This window comes from Thermosynechococcus sp. B3 (assembly GCF_030323045.1).
Taxonomy (GTDB): Bacteria; Cyanobacteriota; Cyanobacteriia; order Thermosynechococcales; family Thermosynechococcaceae; genus Thermosynechococcus.
This window is the reverse complement of record NZ_CP097584.1, coordinates 1,321,898-1,340,581: the sequence shown is the minus strand read 5'-3', so window position 1 is coordinate 1,340,581 and position 18,684 is coordinate 1,321,898. Positions and strand designations below refer to the sequence as shown.

Genomic DNA, 18,684 nt, shown 5'->3' with positions numbered 1-18,684 from the left:
CAGGAGCGGAAAACAAGGCGCCGTTCCCTCTCAAGTGGGTGGTTTGGGCTACCCTTTAAGGAGTGGCAGGTGCCAAGATAAAGAAATGCGTAAATTGGGATTGAAGCGTCAAGAATGATCCTTGGGGATGAGCAGCGAGACATTTTGATTATTGGTGGCGGCACCATGGGGCTGGCGATCGCCATCGAATTGGCATTGCGGGGGGCACGACCCACCGTTCTCAGCCGCCAGTTTCGGGAAGCAGCGCTCCATGCCGCAGCGGGAATGTTAGCCCCCCAAGCAGAAGGCTTGCCCGCAGGCGCCATGTGGAATTTGTGTACGGCAAGCCGCAATCTCTATCCCAGTTGGATTGATAAGCTTGAGCAACTGACGGGCATGGATGCGGGCTACTGGCCCTGTGGTATTTTGGCACCCGTGACCGATGAGCGGCAGCGCGATCGCGCCCACCCCATGGAAGCCGACAGCCGCTGGCTCGATGCGTCTGAACTTGGGAACTATCAACCGGGCTTTGCGGAGAGTGTCCTAGGGGCTTGGTGGTTTCCCCAAGATGGGCAGGTGAATACCCGCAACTTGGCCAAGGTCTTGGTGAGTGCCGCTCGCATTCTAGGAATCGAAGTGATTGAGGGCATTAGTGTCCAGCGGTTTCAGCAAACCCCCCAAGGGGAGATTACAGCCTTGGAGAGCGATCGCGGGCGTTGGTCTGCGGGGATTTATATTCTGGCCACAGGCGCATGGGTACAAAGCCTACTTCCCCTACCCGTCACCCCCCGCAAGGGGCAAATGTTAGCCCTAAAACCGCCGGGGCAACCCCTGCTCAACCATGTGATCTTTGGCGATCAACTCTATCTCGTGCCGCGTCGCTCTGGCAAAGTGGTGGTGGGTGCCACCAGTGAGGATGTGGGTTTCCAAGAAGGAACGACGGTTGCTGGCCTGCAAGCACTGCTGAATCGTGCCACCGCCGTTATTCCAGAGTTGGCCAGTTACGAGGTGATTGATACGTGGTGGGGCTATCGTCCAGCCACCCCCGATGATTTACCGATTTTGGGGGAAGGGCCAGCGACCAATCTTTACTTGGCAACGGGGCATTACCGTAATGGCATTTTGCTTGCCCCGATTACAGCGAAGCTGATGGCCAACTTGATTTTGCATCGGACGGGCGATCGCCACCTGAAAGCCTTTTCGTGGCAGCGATTTCAAACGCCGTCAGCAACCAGTGCCTAAGCAGTCACCAACTCAGGACTAGGACGTTTGCTATGGCGGATGCCCGCGATCGCTGCTGCGTAATCCGGTGCCTTGAAGACCGCTGAACCGGCCACAATGGCATTGGCACCGGCCTCGAGAACTTGCCACGTATTGTCCACCTTGAGGCCGCCATCCACTTCAATCCATGGGTCTAGGCCGCGCTCTTCGCACAGTTGCCGTAGTCGCCGAATTTTTGGCAAAACCGCTGGAATAAATTTCTGGCCCCCAAAGCCGGGGTTGACACTCATAATCAAGACGAGGTCACAAACATCGAGGACGTACTCAATGAGTTCAAGAGGGCTAGAGGGATTGAGTACTACCCCTGCCTGTTTGCCCAGTTCGCGGATTTGACAAAGGGTGCGATGCAGGTGAGGCGAGGCATTGTGTTCAGCATGGACAGAGATAATATCTGCACCGGCCTTAGCAAAATCGGCCACATATTTTTCTGGCTCGACGATCATTAAGTGCACATCGAGGGGCTTTTGGGTCAAGGGGCGAATCGCCTCAACAATCAATGGCCCAATCGTGATATTGGGAACAAAACGACCATCCATGACGTCGACATGGATCCAGTCGGCTCCCGCCCGATCCACCGCTTGGATCTCTTCACCCAAACGACTGAAGTCCGCAGAGAGAATGGAGGGAGCAATCACGACGGGCTTAGCACTCATGACCGATTGATTCCGTAAATAACGTTACAGTTGTTCCCAGTGTACCGAGCGATCGCCCCCACAGCAACTCTGCACTGCAAAGACCACTTTGGCAACTGCCTATGCATAGCCACTGCCAGCCAACGGTACATTTTATAGTAGGCAACAAAGAGCACGTCTGCACCACCAGACCATCATCCAAGGGTGAGACACCAAATGTTCAAACAGCGCACCAAGATCATTACCATTGCAGCCGGGTTGCTGGCCTCAACAATGAGTAGCTGTGGCTTCATGGTCACTGAAACAGAAATTACGGATCAACCCGTTGCTCCCCCCGCAGCCGCTCCCACCACCCCTGAACCCACCGAACCCGGTACCGCTGGATCTGCAGTTGCCGCCTTAACCCCACCCACCAACCCCAAAACCTACATTGAGGGACTCTCGAATATTGGTCGCCCGAATCCTTTTGAGCCTGTTCCGCTACCAGACACGGGTGGTGTTGAGAATGGTGGCATGGAAAATGGTGGCACGGTTGAAGGGGGTGGCAATGGCACTGCTGGAACAGTGGGCAATGGTGCAGGTACGGGTGGTACCGCTAGCCGACCGACACCCCCCCCGCCACCGCCCCCACCAGTGGACGCCCAAGCGGTGAAGGTTTTTGGTGTGGCTGCCGTAAATGGTCGCCTACAGGCAATTATTCGCTCACCCAAAGAGAATGTCACCCGTACGGTGCAGGTGGGGGATACAATCGCTGGCAATGTGCTTGTGCGGGCCATTGATGCCTATGACACCACACCCGCAGTGGTTTTAGAACAATTTGGTCAAACGGTGCGCCTTACGGTCGGTCAGCCCGCCACTGCGCAAGGGGCAACACCACCAGCAATCTAGGGCTAGCTGTGAATCCGCGGCAAGGGGTAGGGCGTGCTGAGAATCTCACTCTCAAGGGCAGCCAACTGCTGCAATCGCTCTGCCACCACCTCTTGGCCAAAGGACTCATAGGCCAAGTACCAATAGGTGCCATAGTGGCGTGCTTCAGAGGTGACTAAGCTAGCAAAGAACTCCGCCAGTTCCTGATCTGGGCAGTGCTGAGCCAGCAGTTGCAATCGTTCGTGGCTGCGAGCTTCAATCAATGCGCAAACCAATAGGGTATCCAAGAAGCGCTGGGGTTCCTGCGGGCGGACAGTGGCATTCAAGCGAGAGGCGTAGGGGGGTGCACTTAGGGGGGCAAGGGCAATGTGGCGGCGTTCCAGTTGCTGATTGACTTGACGGAAGTGATCGAGTTCCTCTTGGGCAATATCGGTGAGGGCATCCACCAATCGCTTGTGGGAAGGATAGCGAAACATTAAGTTAATGGCAACACTAGCGGCTTTGCGCTCACAGTGGGAGTGATCGAGCAAAATCGTATCTAGGTGAGCGATCGCCTGCGCCACCCAATTGGCACGGGTGGGCTGCACGAGGAACTTAATGCGAATGGGCGCTTCAGGCACGGCGGCGCTGGACGGTGAGCACAGAACAGGGGGCGTTGTGGAGCACATAGTTGCTGACACTGCCGAGAAAAAATTCACTCAAGCCCTTGAGACCCCGCCGCCCCAGCACAATCAAATCACTTTCCCAATCTTTGGCCAGATCACAAATGGCACGACCCGCATCCCCTAGGGCTTGGGTAAATTCTGTGGGCACCCCTTTTTCAGTGGCAATTTGGGTGAGGTTGCGCAGCATATCCAAGCCTTTTTGCTCAAAGTTTTCCCACTGCTCCGCATAGGCACGCATCACTTCCTCGTGGAGTCCCACATAGACTCCCGACGCCAAAGGGGTGGTAAAGATCGGGTCAGGATAGGATTCATTGGTAGGCGAGAGGACATGAATGAGCATCATGCGGGCTTGGTAGTGCTGTGCCAAATCCAGCGCCGTTTGAAAGACCTGTTCTCCCAGTTCACTGTCGTCAACGGCAACGAGAATTTTTTTATACATACTGCCCTCCAAATGCCCTGTGGTTCGCCTACAGCCTTTTTCACAGCCATTGAGTATAACTGAGAGCTACTTGCCCCCATTCCTAAAAGCTGATCAGGCCTCCTCAACCGTATAGAAAAAGGCTGTACTTATAGCTTAGAGGATTGGCCAAGGAGTGAAGCCTAACATTTGTAACCTAGATTACTTTTGGGCAACAGTAATCGCCATGAGTCCCCCCAGCAGAGGGTAGTGTTTCACGCTTTCAAAGCCCGCTTGTTGAATCAGTGCACAGAGGGTAGGGGGGGTGGGAAAGGCCTGAATGCTCGGCCACAAATAGTCATACTCTGCTGCCAAGCCATACTGACGGGCGGTGGGCACGACCCACTGTTGCAAGTACCATTGCTGAAATTTCTGGAGTGCGGGGGTTTGGGGATGGCTAAAGTCAAGAATGGCTGCCCGCCCAGCGGGGACAAGCAGCCGAAACATTTCCCTGAGGGCTTGGGGAATCTCTGCCACATTGCGTAGCCCGTAGCCGATCGTGATGCCCTGAAATGTTTGATCCCCAAAGGGTACTGCTAAAGCATCTCCTTGCAGCCATTCAATTTGGGGGTAATGGTAACTGCGTTGACGGGCGATCGCCAAGGGTGCTGCCGCAAAATCCAACCCCACCACCCGCCCCTGCCGCCCCACCCGACGCGCCAGCACACGACTCAAATCCCCCGTGCCACAGCAGAGATCTAAAGCCGTTGCCCCTTCAGGCAGTTCGAGCCAGTCCACGGCCATTTGCTTCCAAACATGGTGAAGGCCAAAGCTCAGTTGATCATTGAGGCGATCGTAGAGGGGGGCAATGCGCTCAAACAGGGCTTGGATATCGGTCATGGTTTAGCCTTAGCGCTGGCGACGCTGACGCAAATAGTTCGCCTCACGGCGTAATTGCTGAAAGTACTCCGTTTCGGTAATTTCGGCCACCTGCTGCCGCCGTTTTTCGTGATCAATTTCCACCCTTAGCTCTTCGATTTGCTGCTGCATCGCTTGTTCACGCTGTTTGCGCTCAGTAATGTCCTGCACCAATCCTTCATAGTAGAGAATCTTGCCCTCGGCATCCCAGACCGCCCGCATATCCAATTCGACCCAGATGATCTGGCGATCGCGCCGATAGGCCTTGAATTCAAAATGTCCCGTTGTTCCTCCAGTCGCAAAATGATTCAGAATCTCATCACGGGTGCTGGCTTCCACATAGATTTGGTCGCGAATACTGGTGACGCTCTGCACCATTTCTTCAGGAGAGTCAAAGCCAAAAATTCTGGCCATGGCGGCATTGACCCGAATAAACCGATTTTCTGTTGACGCCTGAAAAATCCCCTCAAGGGCATTCTCAAAAATACTGCGGTAGTTTTCCTCAGCAATGCGCAGTGCTTCCTCGGCGCGAATGCGATCGCTAATATCAATACCGACGGCAACCGTATGGGTACCCTGCATGTATTTTTGCAAAGCCACGAGGTAAAATGCGGTTTGACTATTGCGCTTAACGGAGATCACCCGTGAGGCAAATTGATCGGGAGAATCCACAAACTCCTGCATAAAGGCTGCCAACTCTCTATCCTCACGCAAAAAGCCCAAGGGACGACCAATAAACGCCTCTGGTGGCAAATTCAAGGTTTCTGCCAACTTGCGATTCACCCCCTTATAGATGCCCTCGGCATTAATCCACGAGATCGTACCCGGTACAGCATTGAGTACCGCCTCAAACTGTTCATTGGCCTCAAGCAGTTCATCACGAATCTGCTCAAGGGAGCGGTTTTTCTGGGCTAACTCCTCAAAAGAAATGCGCAACTGGCGCATCATGGCATTAAAGGCATTGGCCAGTTCTCCCACCTCATCAAGGGAGTGCACCTGCACCAGTGTCGTCAAATCCCCTGCCTGCACGCGGCGGGTCGAAGTCGCCAAGGATTGAATGGGTTTGACAATGGCATTGGCCGTGAGATAGGCCCAAACACTAGCCAACAACAGGGCACCAAGGGTAATGGCAAAGGCCACCAACCGTTTCTGGGTGGTCATGGTATGAATCCACGCTTGGGACTTCCCCACAAAGGCGATACCAATGGGCGGTGGATGCGGCAAATCGAGCTGCTGGCGAAAGTCCTGCAATGGACTGTAGATCGTTACATAGGGAGAACCCAAAATGTCAGTTGTGCCGAAAAACGTTTTGCCCTGATTGAGCACTTGAGTGGCCACTTCGCGAGCAACGCGGGTACCAAGGGCGCGAGTCTGACCATCGGTGTAAGGTACATTGGTGGCAATCCGCAAATCTTGGGCAAAAATTGTTGCCACCGTATCTACCGTGGACCATTCTGTGGTGGCATCCACAAGATCCGGCATATTGTTGAGTAAAATGCCCGTCAGAATTAGCCCCTGAAATTGGTTGTTTTCATAGAGAGGCTTTGCGGCAAAGGCCAGTAAGCCAATATTGCCGTCCGCAATGGGGTAGGTACCCACAGGGGCTGGCCGTTGCTTGGCGGGTAGAGTTGCAATGGGTTGAGGACGCAATGTGATCTTGGCCTGCTGGGCTAAGCCCAGTTCTTGTAACTGCTCACGACTGAGGAGCACCAGACCGCTAATCATCTGCTGGCGATCGCGAGCCACTTGAAACATCGGTAAGTGAGCAATACTGCTGGCTTGATGTGAGCTGAGACGATAGTAGGAATGGGTTTCGGGGGTCAAGTCAAGGAGTGCCTCTCCCGTTTTAGCCAAGACCATTGTTTGCTGGGCGAGTACCTGACCACTAGCATCGCTCACCAGCATCAGATTCATGGGACGCTCAGTAGTATCCACCTCCTCAAGCAGATCGCGGATAGTGGAGGGATTCATCATACGGGTGAGGGGTTGACCCACGTGCTGCACATACATCCCATTGGCAATCAAGAGGGCTTGAATGCGGGACTCATAGGCCAAGTTATCAATTTCCCACTGCAAATCCTGCAAGCTAGAGCGCAGTTGCTGCTCAAGTTGACGATCGAAGTTATGATTACTGACCTGAATCAGGGCTTCGGTAATAATCACGGCTGGAAAGAGCGCCACAAGAGCCAAGGCCAAGGTAAATTTCCAACGCAGACTTAACCGCTGCCATGCGGTCGAGAATCGTTGAGATAAGGCTCTAGCGGAATTTTTCATCAAGATTGATACCGAGGGTACTGCAACTGCCGCAATTGTCACCTTCCAAGCTTGAGCGTTGCTGGCAGTACATTGATCTTAGACGACCTTAAAAACGGTAACGGAATTCAATAAAGCCTGTGCCCTCACCACTGGTGCTCACCTGTCCGCCAAGGCGAATCTGCTCTGTCACCTGAAACCCAAGGTTAAACCGCGTCGGATCACTGGGAGCGGTGAGCAACTGCAAGAGGGAAACCGAGGTAAAACTGTTCACTTGAAAACCCAGTTCAGCCCCTAGGGCAAGGGTTGGGGCTTGGCTTTGAGCCTGGCGATCGGGGGGCACCACCGCTGGAAACATCCGAAAGGAAGTGCGGTTGCCCGTGGCCTGATCAATCAATGCCTGTAGGTTGTTGAAAAGAGCTGATCCGGCAAGACTGGCCACCGCCGCTTCTCCCCCCACTTGGTTGAGATCCGCAATTGAACCACCGCCCATCAAGGCAAGGAGTTCGGTCGTGCTGCGCGAAGGGGTACTGGATAGCTCAAGCACCGCAGGCAAATTGGTTTGCAATTGACTGGCACGACCATTGATGCGGGCAGTAATGCGAACGGTATTCAGCGTCCCTAAACTGGTGGCTGTGAGGGAACCCGCATCGGAGAGTCGCGTCACGGTGCCGGGGGTATAAACTTCAGTGGCAGTGGCAGCAAGGGTGAGGTTGAGTTCGGGATCCAAGCCATTGGCAGGGGTAAAGAGCACATAGTTATCCGCTCGCCGCTGGAGCAAAAAGAGGGTAGTGAACAGATTCAGTTGCCCGCCTGTGAGGCGAATTTTGCCGTCAGGCTGGAGACTATCGAGACTCCCATTGAGGGTTAAACTGCCAGTGGCCGTTAGGTTGAGAACGGGCGATCGCGTCACCCGCAAGGCATCTGAGATATTAATTACCAAGTTATCAAAAGCTAGGGGTTCAAAGGGACTGTCAGCAGGAGTGGCTAACCCATTGCCATTGACCAAACCATTGATGGCGCCTAAATCCAAACGGCCTTGGCTGAGTTGGACACTGCCCCCCAAATCAGGACTCAGGAGAGTATCCGTAATCACGAGGGTGCCCTCTACGGTGCCGCGATAGATATTGCCGGCATTCACTTGCAAGCGTCGCAAGGACGCGGTGAGGGGGGTCGCAGCATCAGGATCATCGGGGACCAAGGGAGTCTGAATCGGTAACACCCCTGCCATCGTAATTTGCCCTTGGCTAAAGAGACCTTGAATGCCATCCACCCGCAGGCGATCGCGATCGAAGCGCACCCGCGCACTGAGATTAGTCACCGGTTCCTCAAAGGCGGGAGTTTTAATCACCGCATCATCCACACTCAGGACGCCATTCACCATCGGCTCCGCCCACGTTCCCCGCAGTTGGGCTTGGAAAACTCCCTTTCCTTGTTGCCATTGCACCTGATCGGTAAAGAGGTTGATTAATGACAATCCTTCGTCCTTGACACTCACATCTAGCGCCAACTGCGGATCAACAACCGGTTGCGGGTCTAGGGGGTAGATCAAGGGAACTGAGCCACTCACCATTAGGGGTTCTGGCGTATCCAAGCGGGCGATCGCCTGAAGGGCAAGACGATTTTGGGCGTAGCGGAATGTGGCATTCGCTGCCTCCAAGGGACGTTGATTCAACCGACCCTCCGCAAGGGTCGCCTCACCGGCGAGAATGGGCTGCTGCCATGAGCCAGTCAACACCGCTTGGGCATTCACCTTACCGTCCACATCCACCCCCGGCGGCAAAAGACTTGCCACAAGACTCACAGGGAATTGCTCTAGCCGCAGTTGGGCATTTTGCTGGTTACCGCCAAGAATGCCATTGACGTTTAATTGCCCACCATTCACAAGCAGATTGAGGGTTGTCAGCACCAGTTGATTTTGGGCAAAGCGACCGCGACTCAGAAACTGATCAACTGCGTAATTTCCCCACTGCCAATTGGCGCCCTTGAGATCAAAGCTGGCCACCAGACCCGACTGCGGGGTTTGACTCAGATTGATTTGGCCATTAAAAGTCCCCTGAAGTTGCTCCAAGGGGGGCAGCAGCTCCGGCCGCCGCACCAAAGCCGCTTGGGCTTGCAGCATCTCAATTTCGGCAAGGCGGCGAATTTGTGTTAGCACTGAGACTTGCAGACCTTCCCCTGCGGTGGGTGTGCCCAAATCTGCAGCAGTCCCCCGAGCGGTGGGTTGGCCAATCCCGAGGACGATGGCGAGTCCCGTTAAATCCGCTAAATTGCCTTGGGCAATCGTCAACTGCGCCCCCAATTGTTGAGGCTGGAGATCGGCAGTGAATTGATAGCGACTTTCCCCTTTTGTAAAAAGGCCAGATTGAATCGTCAGGCGATCGCGACTCAGACGGAATTGCGCTTGCAGGCGATCGCCCCGCCATGCCCCTAACCCCGGTCGCTCTACGGTAAAACTACCCTGCCCCCTCGTCCAATTTTGCAACTGGAGATTGCCTGAGGCCAGTCCTGCGAGAATGGCTTTTTCGGGGAGTTCCGAGAGCCGTAACCGCAGGGATTCCACAGGAAACTGCTGCAGACGCAGATCAAAGCTCTCCCCTTGGCGCTGGCCGATCAGTTGCGCCTGTTGCCGTTGAACCAGCAGTGAGCGGGGTAAGCCATCGGCATCCAAACGAAACGCCAAGCGATCGCCCCCCCCCTGTAAATTGAGGGCTGCCCCCTGTTGTTGGCTCAAGGTAACCGTGCCCGTGAGTTGAGGGGCAAAGCGCAAATCATTCACCGCCAATCCTTGGGTGAGCAGTGCCCCCTGAAACTGGAGCCTATCGAGGCGGCCTGTGAGTTGGCCTTGAAAGGACGTGGTACCTGCAAGGGTGAGGGGAACGGGGAGATTCGGTTCCAAGAAAGTGCTTAAGGTACTCAGGGGGAGATTTCTGGCTTGGATGCCCAATTGAATGTCAGTGGGTTGTAAGGCCGCTAAATCAACACCAATAGTGCCTTGGGCGCGGATCGCACCGAGGGTGGCTTCTTGCACTTGCAATTGCTGACCATCCCAGTTCACAACTGCAATCAGCGGATCACCCGTGGGGGTTTGATCCACTTGCAGATTGGCACTAGCTCGAATCGCTGGTAGCGTTAGTTGATCCACCCGTCCTTGGGCGATCGCCTGCCCACTGAGACGACCTTGTAACTCTTGATTCAACTGCCGTAGGGGAATATTCTCAGCCTGAGCCTGCAACTGCCACTGACCGGCGGCGGCTTGCACTTGACCCCGCAGACTCCCCCCTAAAAACTGCATTTGAAACTCAGGAACGAGCAGTTGAGTTTGCGTCAGACGGGCGGTGCCCCGCAGTGGATACTGAGCCGTCGGTAGTTGAAAGGCGGCATTGGCCTGCCAAGCCTCTGGGGTACGCAGATTGCCACCAAAGTCCAGTTGTGCAAACCCCTCCCCTAGGGACACGGGCGGAGCCACATCGTAGCGGCGGGCGATCGCCTGCAGATTCACCTGCTGCACTTGTGCTTGGCCACGAAACTCGCCCGTGGGTTCTACCCCAACCGTTGCCTGTACCTCACCGCCATCCACCAACTGGGCGCGAACCTCCATCAGCCTAACCCCTTGCTCAAGGGACGCCATAAACGGCAGCCGTACCTGTTGCAGTTGCAGTTGATCCACTTGGAGCGGTGTTTGGCTGCGCAGTTCACCTATGACTTGGGGATTCTCCAGATCCCCCTGCACGCGAAGGGTGGGAACTTCCACTTGACCCCGCAGGGGAACCGGTGGCGTAATCTGCAAGGCCGTTAAGGTAGGGGCGAGATCAAACCTCGGCACTTGCGCTTCAATGTTCCAGCCGCTTCGGAGACCGACGGTGCCTTGAGCCTGCCAGCGGACATTGGCGATCGCCCCGCGCAAATAGTGCAGCTTTGCCTGATTGCCCTGCAATTGCACATGGGCCTGTAATCCCTTGATGTCTTGGGGCACAAAGGCCGTGCGTAAAGTACCATCCCGCAACCAAATTTGACCCGTGACTTCGGGGGTTTCTGGTAAAGGCAGACGAACCCGTAATTGCCCCTCCAATTGGCCGCCTTGGACACGAATGGTCTCTGGCAGAATCTCATTCCCGAGCCCAAGGGGAATCTTACTGAAGCGCAAATCCAGTTGTCCTGATTCTTGGGGTTGGTTCCAGTCCCCCTGCAATCGCCATTGGCCACCCCCGGCCAGTTGTCCTTCCGCTTGACCTTCGAGGGCAAAATTCTGGCGATCGGGCGTCAGGGTCAATCCGCCATGAATTTGGTGCAGCAGGTAGGCAGGACGCCGAAAGGGTTGAACCAGCACAGAGCCATCCCGCACCTTCACCTTGATTTGATTCAGTTGAAACAAGCTCGGCTCCTCCTCTGGCAGCTGAACTTCTGTGCGCCACCACCGCCCTTGGGCATCCTGAACCACCGTGAGTTGGGGTTGGTGGAGAGTCACGTCGAGATCTAATTTTTGACCTGTCAGAAGCTGCCATGGATTAAAGGCGACTTCAATGCCATTGATTAGCGCGTTGTCCAACTCGGGAGTGCCATCTTCTGGCGTGTAGCTGGGAACCGCTGAGGAGCCAAAACGAACAACATTCAGCCCGACGTGCTCAACGCCGCCAATTTCCACTGGCCGATTGAGACGCTGTTGTAGTTGTTGGGCAATTTCAGGAGCCAATTCATAGTGCACAAACCACCACGCCCGCGTTCCACCGAGCACCACCAAGGCAATCATTCTCCATCCCCACTGACGAGACCAAAGGGTAAAGGGGGGTTGTGGTTGCTGCGTCATTCATCCCAACTCCGTCACACCTAGGCAAGACGCTTAACAGCTCAATCCTAATACGCAGAACAAAGGCTCGTCTTTCTAAATTTGATTGCCCAAGCGATGGGTAGGTTCTGGGCAATTCAAGAAACGCTAGGATAAAAGGATGAACGTAAAGAAATGTAACAAAATGAGTGTCTTAGCAGATCGTGTGGTGTTAGTGGTGGGTGCCACAGGTGGCATTGGTCAAGCCGTTGTTGAGCAACTCCAAGAAACGGGTGCCAAGTTGGTCTTAGCGGCTCGCTCGAGCGATCGCCTGCAAGCTTTGGTAGAGCAGCTTCCCTCCTCAGTCACCGTACAAATTCAGCCCTGTGACATCACCCAACCGCAGCAAGTGAGCGAATTAATGCAAGCCATCCGCAGTGAGCAGGGACGCCTCGATGTATTGATCAACGCGGCGGGGGCTGGCCTCCTCAAGCCCTATCAAAAAATTACTGCGGCTGAACTGGATCAGATGCTGGATCTAAACCTTAAGGGTTGCTTTTACACCAGCCAACAGGCTGCCGAACTCATGAAAGAGCAACAACAGGGACACATCTGCACCGTTGTCGGTATCCTCGGTAAACATTCAATGGCGATGGGGTCAGCCTACTGTGCTGCGAAATTTGGGGTGGTGGGCTTCAGCAAGTGTATGGCCGAAGAACTCAAGCGCTATGGTATTCGCTTTAGTCTGTTCTACTTTGGCGGTGTGGATACGCCCTTTTGGGATGCCGTCAGCCTCAAAATCGATCGCCAGAAACTGCTGCGACCGGCCACCGTTGCTCGTCTGATTCGCGCTACCCTAGAAACGGATCCCCATGCGGTTCCCCTTGAGTTGAGCTTGATGCCCGATAGCCACGTCTTCTTCTAAGCAGAAAGTGTAGGCAGCGAAGAAGGATGCAGGAGTAGTTCAGCCGTGGAGCGTTTTTCCACCATTTCGGGCGTGATGGTACATTCGCGCAGGTCTTTGCGGGAAGGCAGTTCGTACATCACGTCCAGCATAATCTCTTCAACAATAGCGCGCAGGGCACGGGCACCGGTTTTACGACGGTAGGCCTCTTGGGCGATCGCCTCTACCGCCGCCGGTTCAAAGCGCAACTCCACACTGTCCATGCGCATGAGTTTTTGGTACTGCTTCAGGAGCGCGTTTTGAGGTTGGGTAAGAATTTCTGCCAAGGCGGCCACATCCAACGGCTCTAGCACGGCCACCACGGGAATACGGCCAATGAACTCTGGAATCATGCCGTACTTCACCAGATCGTGGGGTTCCAGTTGCTTGAGAATATCCGCAGAGCGTTTTTCCTTGGGGAGGGGTTCGCCATCGCGGACAAAGCCCATTGCCTTCTTGCCCACCCGCTGCTCAATGGTTTTCTCTAAACCAACAAAGGCGCCCCCACAGATAAAGAGGATATTCGTCGTGTCAATTTGAATGCAGTCTTGGTAGGGATGCTTGCGCCCCCCCTGCGGCGGCACATTGGCGATCGTCCCCTCTAGCATCTTCAGCAGCGCCTGCTGTACCCCTTCCCCGGACACATCACGGGTAATTGAAGGATTTTCACTTTTGCGGGCAATCTTATCAATCTCGTCAATATAGATAATCCCCCGTTGTGCTTCCTCCACATCCATATTGGCGGTTTGCAGCAAGCGCAGCAGGATATTTTCCACATCTTCCCCCACATAGCCGGCTTCCGTGAGGGTAGTGGCATCGGCAACCGCAAAGGGAACATCGAGGAGCTTCGCCAATGTCTGAGCCAAGAGGGTCTTGCCAGAACCCGTCGGGCCAATCAGGAGAATATTGGACTTTTGCAGTTCGACGTTGTCATCGCCCCGCTGATCACCATCCAAAAGACTCAGGCGCTTGTAGTGGTTATAGACCGCAACTGAGAGGATTTTCTTAGCTTCATGCTGGCCGACCACGTGCTTATCAAGAAATTCCTTGATTTGCCGAGGCTTGGGCACTTGGCTGAGGGGCCGACTGCGGGGTGTGCTGCGGGGCGATCGCGACGGTGTGGAGTCTCGACGGGGAGCCGCCGCATTGGGAACGGTGGCCAATTCCTCATCGAGGATTTCATTACACAGTTCTACGCATTCATCACAGATATAGACCCCAGGGCCCGCGATGAGCTTACGCACCTGTTCCTGTGACTTACCACAAAAGGAGCACTTGAGGTGGGTATCATATTTGGCCATAGGGAACCTCTAGGGTTGCACGTAGGGTGTACTTAGTGGCTAGGGAGGGTCTGCCGCGTCACCACCTGATCAATCAGACCGTAGGCCTTGGCCTCTTCAGCGGACATAAAGAAATCCCGCTCCGTATCAGCTTCAATGCGCTCGATGGGTTGCCCCGTGTGTTGTGACAAGAGTTCATTGAGCTTGCGCTTGTGGTAGAGAATTTCCCGCGCTTGGATTTCAATATCCACTGCCTGACCCTGGGCACCTCCGAGGGGCTGGTGAATCATGATCCGCGCATGGGGCAGCGCCATCCGTTTGCCGGGGGTACCGCCAGACAGTAAGAAGGCACCCATACTCGCCGCCAAGCCAAAGCAGAGGGTACACACATCGGGGCGAATGTGCTTCATGGTGTCGTAGATGGCCATGCCGGCTGTAACCGAGCCACCCGGTGAGTTGATGTACAGGTAAATGTCTTTTTCCGGATCTTCGGCATCAAGGAACAGAAGCTGCGCCACGATGGAGTCAGCAACCGCATCATCAATGCCTCGGCGATCGCCTGCGCCCCCCCCTAGGAAGATGATCCGCTCCCGCAGGAGCCGCGAGTAGATATCAAAGGCTCGTTCACCCCGCCCCGACTGCTCAACCACCATCGGCACAATATTGGCATGGGTAGGCGGCAGATTGAGCGCTGGAGAGCGCAGAATGGCACTGAGGGGATGGTCGTAACGCGATTGCAGCATAGTTGCCTAGAATGACGGTTCGTTTGTAATTAATTGTAACTAGTGGTTTGTCCCCGTAGGGATCATCACTTTCATTATGCCGAACTATTCTTGGGCTGGGGCAGAACTTGCTTTTTTCCCAGAGCGTTTTTGCGGCTTAGATGGCTTTTCAGCAACGGCCTCCGTCTGGGTATCTTTGGGCGCTTTAGCAGTCGCTGTGGGCTGCTCAGTGGCTGTGTCGGACTGCACTGGCTGAAATGTATTTTGCTCTAGGAGCCAGTTGAGGGCTTCCTCCTGCTGCACTTCATCGTGGGCAAATTCGCGGAGTCGTTCTAGATCCTTGGCTGTTTGGTTGCCCAACACCTCTTTGTAGCGGTTCAGCCGTTCCTCCACTGCGTCGGGACTAGGTTCAATGCCCTCTTGACGAGCGATCGCCCTCAACAATAAACGGGAGTGCACCTCCTTCGCTGCCCCCGGCTCTGCCTCTTGACGCATTTTTTCGTAGAGTTCCTCGGTCATAATCTTGTTGAGATCAACGCCTTGGGACTGAATTTGCATCAGCGTCGTCCGCACCTTCACATCTGCCTCTTTGCGGATCAGGGTTTTTGGCAATTCAACTGGATTTTGGGCAATGAGGGTATCAATGAGGGCAGCTTCTTTCGCTTTCTTGTCTTGATTTTCAGCTCGCTCCTGATGGTTTTGTTCCAGATAGGCCCGCAATTCTGCCATCGTACTGAATTCACTGTGCTCAGCGGCAAAGGCATCGTCTAGGGGGGGCAGTTCCGGTGCTTTAATCCCTAGAAGTTCAATCTCAGCGGTCAATTGTTTGGGGATTTCTGCTTTCCCTTCCTCGACTTCCTCAGCAATAGACACCGTCACCGTTTTGGCTTCACCGACACTCATGCCGACAACAGCAGCAGGAATTTCTTTGATCAAAAAGGGTTGCTCTTCATCGAGGGACAGGGGCAGTTCATCTGCTGAGAGTTCCTTCACCACCTCCCCATTTTCATCTTTGGTCACCAGTTTTAGGGTGACATCATCGCCCCACTGAGCGGGCCGGTCTTCGACGGGAATGAGGGTGGCGTGCTCCCGTTGGTGCCGCTGCAAGAGCTTCTCAACAGTTTCGGGATTGTAGGTGACGGGATTGTACTCAATGGTTAGCCCTTTATAGGCTGTGACTGTCACTTCTGGTTCAACATCAAACGTAACGCTGAAGGAAAAGTTTTCGCCGGGCTGAAATTGCTTCAGTATTTCTGGAATGTCCCCTTGAAGTTCAAGATTACCCAAGTAGGGGATATTGTTCTTTTCGACGGCGGCTTTAACGGTATCCTCAATCAGTTTTTCCATGGCCACATAGCGCAGCCGCTCTTTGCCAATTTGCTGCAATACCAGCTGCCGGGGGGCTTTGCCCTTGCGAAATCCGCGTAGCTGTGTATGGCGAAGGAGATCATTGACCACTTGGTTATACACCTGTTGAGAGTGTGCCCCCGAAACCTCAATCGTGGCGAGGAGTTGGCTATTGGCACGGGGTTCAGTCGCCATGGAAATGATGTCAGTCACGTCAGTCAAGGTCATTCCCCTTCGCAAATGGTGTCAGTTGGCTGTGCGCGATCGCACAAATTATAATTTTAGCGCAGATTTCCCCTGCTATTTGCAAATGGAGTTGCGCTTAAAGACACAGGGCAATGGGTGTAATGTCAAGGTTTGATGACAAAACTAATCGTCAGGATCCCCACTGCCTATAGAATAAAAGTTTGTGATGGGTGCCGTGTAGCCCACACCTAGACTGTTTTCACAAATTGCAACGATTTCTAAACAACCCCTATGAGTTCAACCCTGCGATTCCTCATGTGCCCTCCCACCCATTATGAGGTGGACTATGTAATCAATCCTTGGATGGAAGGAAATATCCACAAGTCCTCCCGCGATCGGGCACAGGAGCAGTGGCAAAAACTCTACGAAATTATCCATGCTCGGGCAACGGTTGACCTGATTGAGCCGCAGCCGGGCTGGCCGGATATGGTGTTTACGGCGAATGCGGGCTTGGTGCTCGGCGATCGCGTGGTGCTCAGTCGCTTTTATCATCCAGAACGTCAAGGGGAAGAACCCTATTTCAAAGCGTGGTTTGAATCTCAGGGGTATCAAGTTTTTGAGCTACCGAAGCAACTGCCCTTTGAGGGAGCCGGAGATGCCCTCTTGGATCGTGAGGGTCGCTGGCTGTGGGCAGGGTATGGCTTCCGTTCAGAATTGGATTCCCATGCCTATTTGGCGAAGTGGCTGGATATTGAAGTCCTCTCCCTGCGGCTCATGGATGAGCGTTTCTACCACCTTGACACATGTTTTTGTCCGCTCACGGATGGCTACTTACTTTACTATCCTCCCGCCTTTGATGCCTACTCCAACCGCCTGATTGAACTGCGGGTACCAGCGGATAAACGAATTGCCGTTAAAGAGGCTGATGCGGTCAACTTTGCTTGCAATGCCGTCAATATCGATCGCACGGTGATTCTCAACTGTGCCAGCCAAGAATTGAAGTCCGCCCTTGCCCAAGTGGGCTTTGAGGTGGTGGAAACGCCCCTGACAGAATTTCTCAAGGCGGGGGGTGCAGCTAAATGCTTGACCTTGCGGGTGACCGAACCCGTGCGCGAAGAACTCCATGCCACGGCGACAATTCCCAGTCGGGTCATTCATCTGGAGGGACACCTCCTCGACTCTGGCCTTGTGAACCGTGTCCTAGACACAATTGTGGAAAGTGGCGGCAGTTTCCAAGTCCTGCAATTTAATCTTGGCGAACAACGGCAAAGTCCCTCCCAAGCGGATATTCGGGTCATGGCGCCCGATGCCGAGGTCATGGATGCGATCATGGCGCAGTTGATCACCCTCGGTGCGATTTTACCGCCCTCAGAGGTGTGTGATGCGACCCTCGAAACCGTCACCCAAGCGGGGGTTGCCCCGGATGATTTCTATGTAACCACGATTTATCCCACAGAGGTACGAGTTGCCGGCGAGTGGGTTCGGGTTCAAAACCAACGCATGGATGGGGCGATTGTGGTGCGCTCAACCCCGGAAGGCACGGTGGCGGAGTGTCGCATTCTGCGGGATTTAGAGGTGGGCGATCGCGTGGTCGTGGGCGTCGAAGGCATCCGCACGATTCGGAAAACGGAAAGCCAGCGCAGCACCCAAGAGTTCACCTTCATGGGATCAGGGGTCTCCAGTGAACGCCGCGTCGAACTGGTGGTGGAACAAATTGCTTGGGAACTGCGGCGCATCCGCGATCAGGGGGGCAAAGTGATTGTGGTGGCCGGCCCAGTGGTTATCCACACCGGCGGTGGTGAGCATTTAGCCAAGCTGATCCGTGAAGGCTATGTCCAAGGACTCCTCGGCGGCAACGCGATCGCGGTGCACGATATGGAGCAGGCGATCATGGGCACCTCCTTGGGAGTGGATATGCAGCGGGGCGTTCCTGTGCGGGGCGGTCACCGTCACCACCTGAAAGTGATCAATACCATTCGTCGCTGTGGCAGCATTGCCAACGCCGTGGCTCAGGGCATCCTCACCAGTGGCGTGATGTATGAGTGTGTGAAGAATAATGTGCCCTTTGTCCTAGCGGGGTCAATCCGTGATGATGGCCCACTGCCCGATACCCTCATGGATTTAATTGAGGCGCAGCGGGAGTATGCCCGCCTGATTCAGGGCGCAAACATGATTTTGATGCTCTCGTCGATGCTGCACTCCATTGGTGTCGGCAATATGACCCCCGCCGGGGTGAAGCTCGTTTGTGTGGATATTAACCCAGCGGTCGTCACTAAACTAGCGGATCGGGGTTCTGTGGAATCCGTGGGCGTGGTCACCGATGTGGGACTGTTCCTCAGCCTGATGGTGCAGCAGTTGGAGCGGCTGAATCGTCCCTATACCCTTGCCTAGAAGCTTTTCAGCCAATGGGGTAGGATCGAAAAGGCAATTTTTGTATTCGAGGTCAGCA

General features: G+C 54.5%; 13 protein-coding genes. 4 read left to right on the top strand and 9 right to left on the bottom strand.

The features are described 5' to 3' along the window. Positions 1 to 114: 114 nt before the first annotated feature. Positions 115 to 1,221, top strand: a complete 1,107-nt coding sequence (thiO, locus tag M0646_RS06790) for a glycine oxidase ThiO (RefSeq protein ID WP_286625044.1) — start codon at positions 115 to 117, stop codon at positions 1,219 to 1,221. On the opposite strand, the gene rpe is transcribed toward thiO, so the two are convergent. After that, entirely contained in the window at positions 1,218 to 1,913 is a 696-nt protein-coding gene (gene rpe, locus M0646_RS06785; protein ID WP_250681659.1) for a ribulose-phosphate 3-epimerase, read from the bottom strand. The two genes, thiO and rpe, sit on opposite strands and share 4 nt — an antisense overlap. A gap of 195 nt (positions 1,914 to 2,108) precedes the next feature. Here rpe and M0646_RS06780 point away from each other — a divergent pair, with 195 nt between their 5' ends. Then, complete coding sequence (locus M0646_RS06780; RefSeq protein ID WP_286649431.1) at positions 2,109 to 2,780, top strand: hypothetical protein; 672 nt, start codon at positions 2,109 to 2,111, stop codon at positions 2,778 to 2,780. 2 nt (positions 2,781 to 2,782) lie between these two features. Here M0646_RS06780 and M0646_RS06775 read toward each other — a convergent pair whose 3' ends face one another. The 5 genes from M0646_RS06775 to M0646_RS06755 all read right to left on the bottom strand — a co-directional run bounded on the left by M0646_RS06775 (position 2,783) and on the right by M0646_RS06755 (position 11,799). Next, entirely contained in the window at positions 2,783 to 3,427 is a 645-nt protein-coding gene (locus M0646_RS06775; RefSeq protein ID WP_315863163.1) for a tRNA isopentenyl-2-thiomethyl-A-37 hydroxylase MiaE, read from the bottom strand. Beyond that, entirely contained in the window at positions 3,372 to 3,863 is a 492-nt protein-coding gene (locus M0646_RS06770) for a universal stress protein (protein ID WP_286625040.1), read from the bottom strand. Before M0646_RS06770 ends, M0646_RS06775 begins: the two co-directional genes overlap by 56 nt. Before the next feature lie 180 nt (positions 3,864 to 4,043). After that, positions 4,044 to 4,721, bottom strand: a complete 678-nt coding sequence (gene ubiE, locus M0646_RS06765) for a bifunctional demethylmenaquinone methyltransferase/2-methoxy-6-polyprenyl-1,4-benzoquinol methylase UbiE (protein ID WP_286625039.1) — start codon at positions 4,719 to 4,721, stop codon at positions 4,044 to 4,046. Between the two features lie 9 nt (positions 4,722 to 4,730). Further along, positions 4,731 to 7,013: a cache domain-containing protein gene (locus M0646_RS06760; protein ID WP_149819312.1), complete on the bottom strand. Its 2,283-nt coding sequence runs from the start codon at positions 7,011 to 7,013 to the stop codon at positions 4,731 to 4,733. A gap of 88 nt (positions 7,014 to 7,101) precedes the next feature. Then, on the bottom strand, positions 7,102 to 11,799 hold the full coding sequence (locus tag M0646_RS06755) for a translocation/assembly module TamB domain-containing protein (protein ID WP_286649429.1): 4,698 nt from the start codon (positions 11,797 to 11,799) through the stop codon (positions 7,102 to 7,104). Between the two features lie 163 nt (positions 11,800 to 11,962). Here M0646_RS06755 and M0646_RS06750 point away from each other — a divergent pair, with 163 nt between their 5' ends. After that, positions 11,963 to 12,682, top strand: coding sequence for an SDR family oxidoreductase (locus M0646_RS06750; protein WP_149819310.1), 720 nt, complete (start codon positions 11,963 to 11,965; stop codon positions 12,680 to 12,682). On the opposite strand, the gene clpX is transcribed toward M0646_RS06750, so the two are convergent. The 3 genes from clpX to tig all read right to left on the bottom strand — a co-directional run bounded on the left by clpX (position 12,679) and on the right by tig (position 16,262). Beyond that, the gene (gene clpX / locus M0646_RS06745) at positions 12,679 to 14,001 is read right to left on the bottom strand and encodes an ATP-dependent protease ATP-binding subunit ClpX (RefSeq protein WP_149819308.1); all 1,323 of its coding nucleotides are present in this window, start codon (positions 13,999 to 14,001) and stop codon (positions 12,679 to 12,681) included. The two genes, M0646_RS06750 and clpX, sit on opposite strands and share 4 nt — an antisense overlap. 32 nt (positions 14,002 to 14,033) lie before the next feature. After that, positions 14,034 to 14,723: an ATP-dependent Clp endopeptidase proteolytic subunit ClpP gene (gene clpP, locus M0646_RS06740; protein ID WP_149819305.1), complete on the bottom strand. Its 690-nt coding sequence runs from the start codon at positions 14,721 to 14,723 to the stop codon at positions 14,034 to 14,036. 84 nt (positions 14,724 to 14,807) lie between these two features. Further along, complete coding sequence (tig, locus tag M0646_RS06735) at positions 14,808 to 16,262, bottom strand: trigger factor (RefSeq protein WP_286627169.1); 1,455 nt, start codon at positions 16,260 to 16,262, stop codon at positions 14,808 to 14,810. A gap of 264 nt (positions 16,263 to 16,526) precedes the next feature. Here tig and M0646_RS06730 point away from each other — a divergent pair, with 264 nt between their 5' ends. Then, the gene (locus M0646_RS06730) at positions 16,527 to 18,626 is read left to right on the top strand and encodes a TIGR00300 family protein (protein WP_149819303.1); all 2,100 of its coding nucleotides are present in this window, start codon (positions 16,527 to 16,529) and stop codon (positions 18,624 to 18,626) included. Positions 18,627 to 18,684 lie beyond the last annotated feature (58 nt).

Excerpts from the sequence above, each read along its gene's own strand:
- M0646_RS06780 (WP_286649431.1), top strand. The coding sequence starts at position 2,109 with ATGTTCAAACAGCGCACCAAGATCATTACCATTGCAGCCGGGTTGCTG.
- clpP (WP_149819305.1), bottom strand. The coding sequence starts at position 14,723 with ATGCTGCAATCGCGTTACGACCATCCCCTCAGTGCCATTCTGCGCTCT.
- M0646_RS06730 (WP_149819303.1), top strand. The coding sequence starts at position 16,527 with ATGAGTTCAACCCTGCGATTCCTCATGTGCCCTCCCACCCATTATGAG.
- M0646_RS06775 (WP_315863163.1), bottom strand. The coding sequence starts at position 3,427 with ATGTGCTCCACAACGCCCCCTGTTCTGTGCTCACCGTCCAGCGCCGCC.
- thiO (WP_286625044.1), top strand. The coding sequence starts at position 115 with ATGATCCTTGGGGATGAGCAGCGAGACATTTTGATTATTGGTGGCGGC.
- M0646_RS06760 (WP_149819312.1), bottom strand. The coding sequence starts at position 7,013 with ATGAAAAATTCCGCTAGAGCCTTATCTCAACGATTCTCGACCGCATGG.
- M0646_RS06750 (WP_149819310.1), top strand. The coding sequence starts at position 11,963 with ATGAGTGTCTTAGCAGATCGTGTGGTGTTAGTGGTGGGTGCCACAGGT.
- M0646_RS06755 (WP_286649429.1), bottom strand. The coding sequence starts at position 11,799 with ATGACGCAGCAACCACAACCCCCCTTTACCCTTTGGTCTCGTCAGTGG.
- clpX (WP_149819308.1), bottom strand. The coding sequence starts at position 14,001 with ATGGCCAAATATGATACCCACCTCAAGTGCTCCTTTTGTGGTAAGTCA.
- rpe (WP_250681659.1), bottom strand. The coding sequence starts at position 1,913 with ATGAGTGCTAAGCCCGTCGTGATTGCTCCCTCCATTCTCTCTGCGGAC.
- M0646_RS06770 (WP_286625040.1), bottom strand. The coding sequence starts at position 3,863 with ATGTATAAAAAAATTCTCGTTGCCGTTGACGACAGTGAACTGGGAGAA.
- ubiE (WP_286625039.1), bottom strand. The coding sequence starts at position 4,721 with ATGACCGATATCCAAGCCCTGTTTGAGCGCATTGCCCCCCTCTACGAT.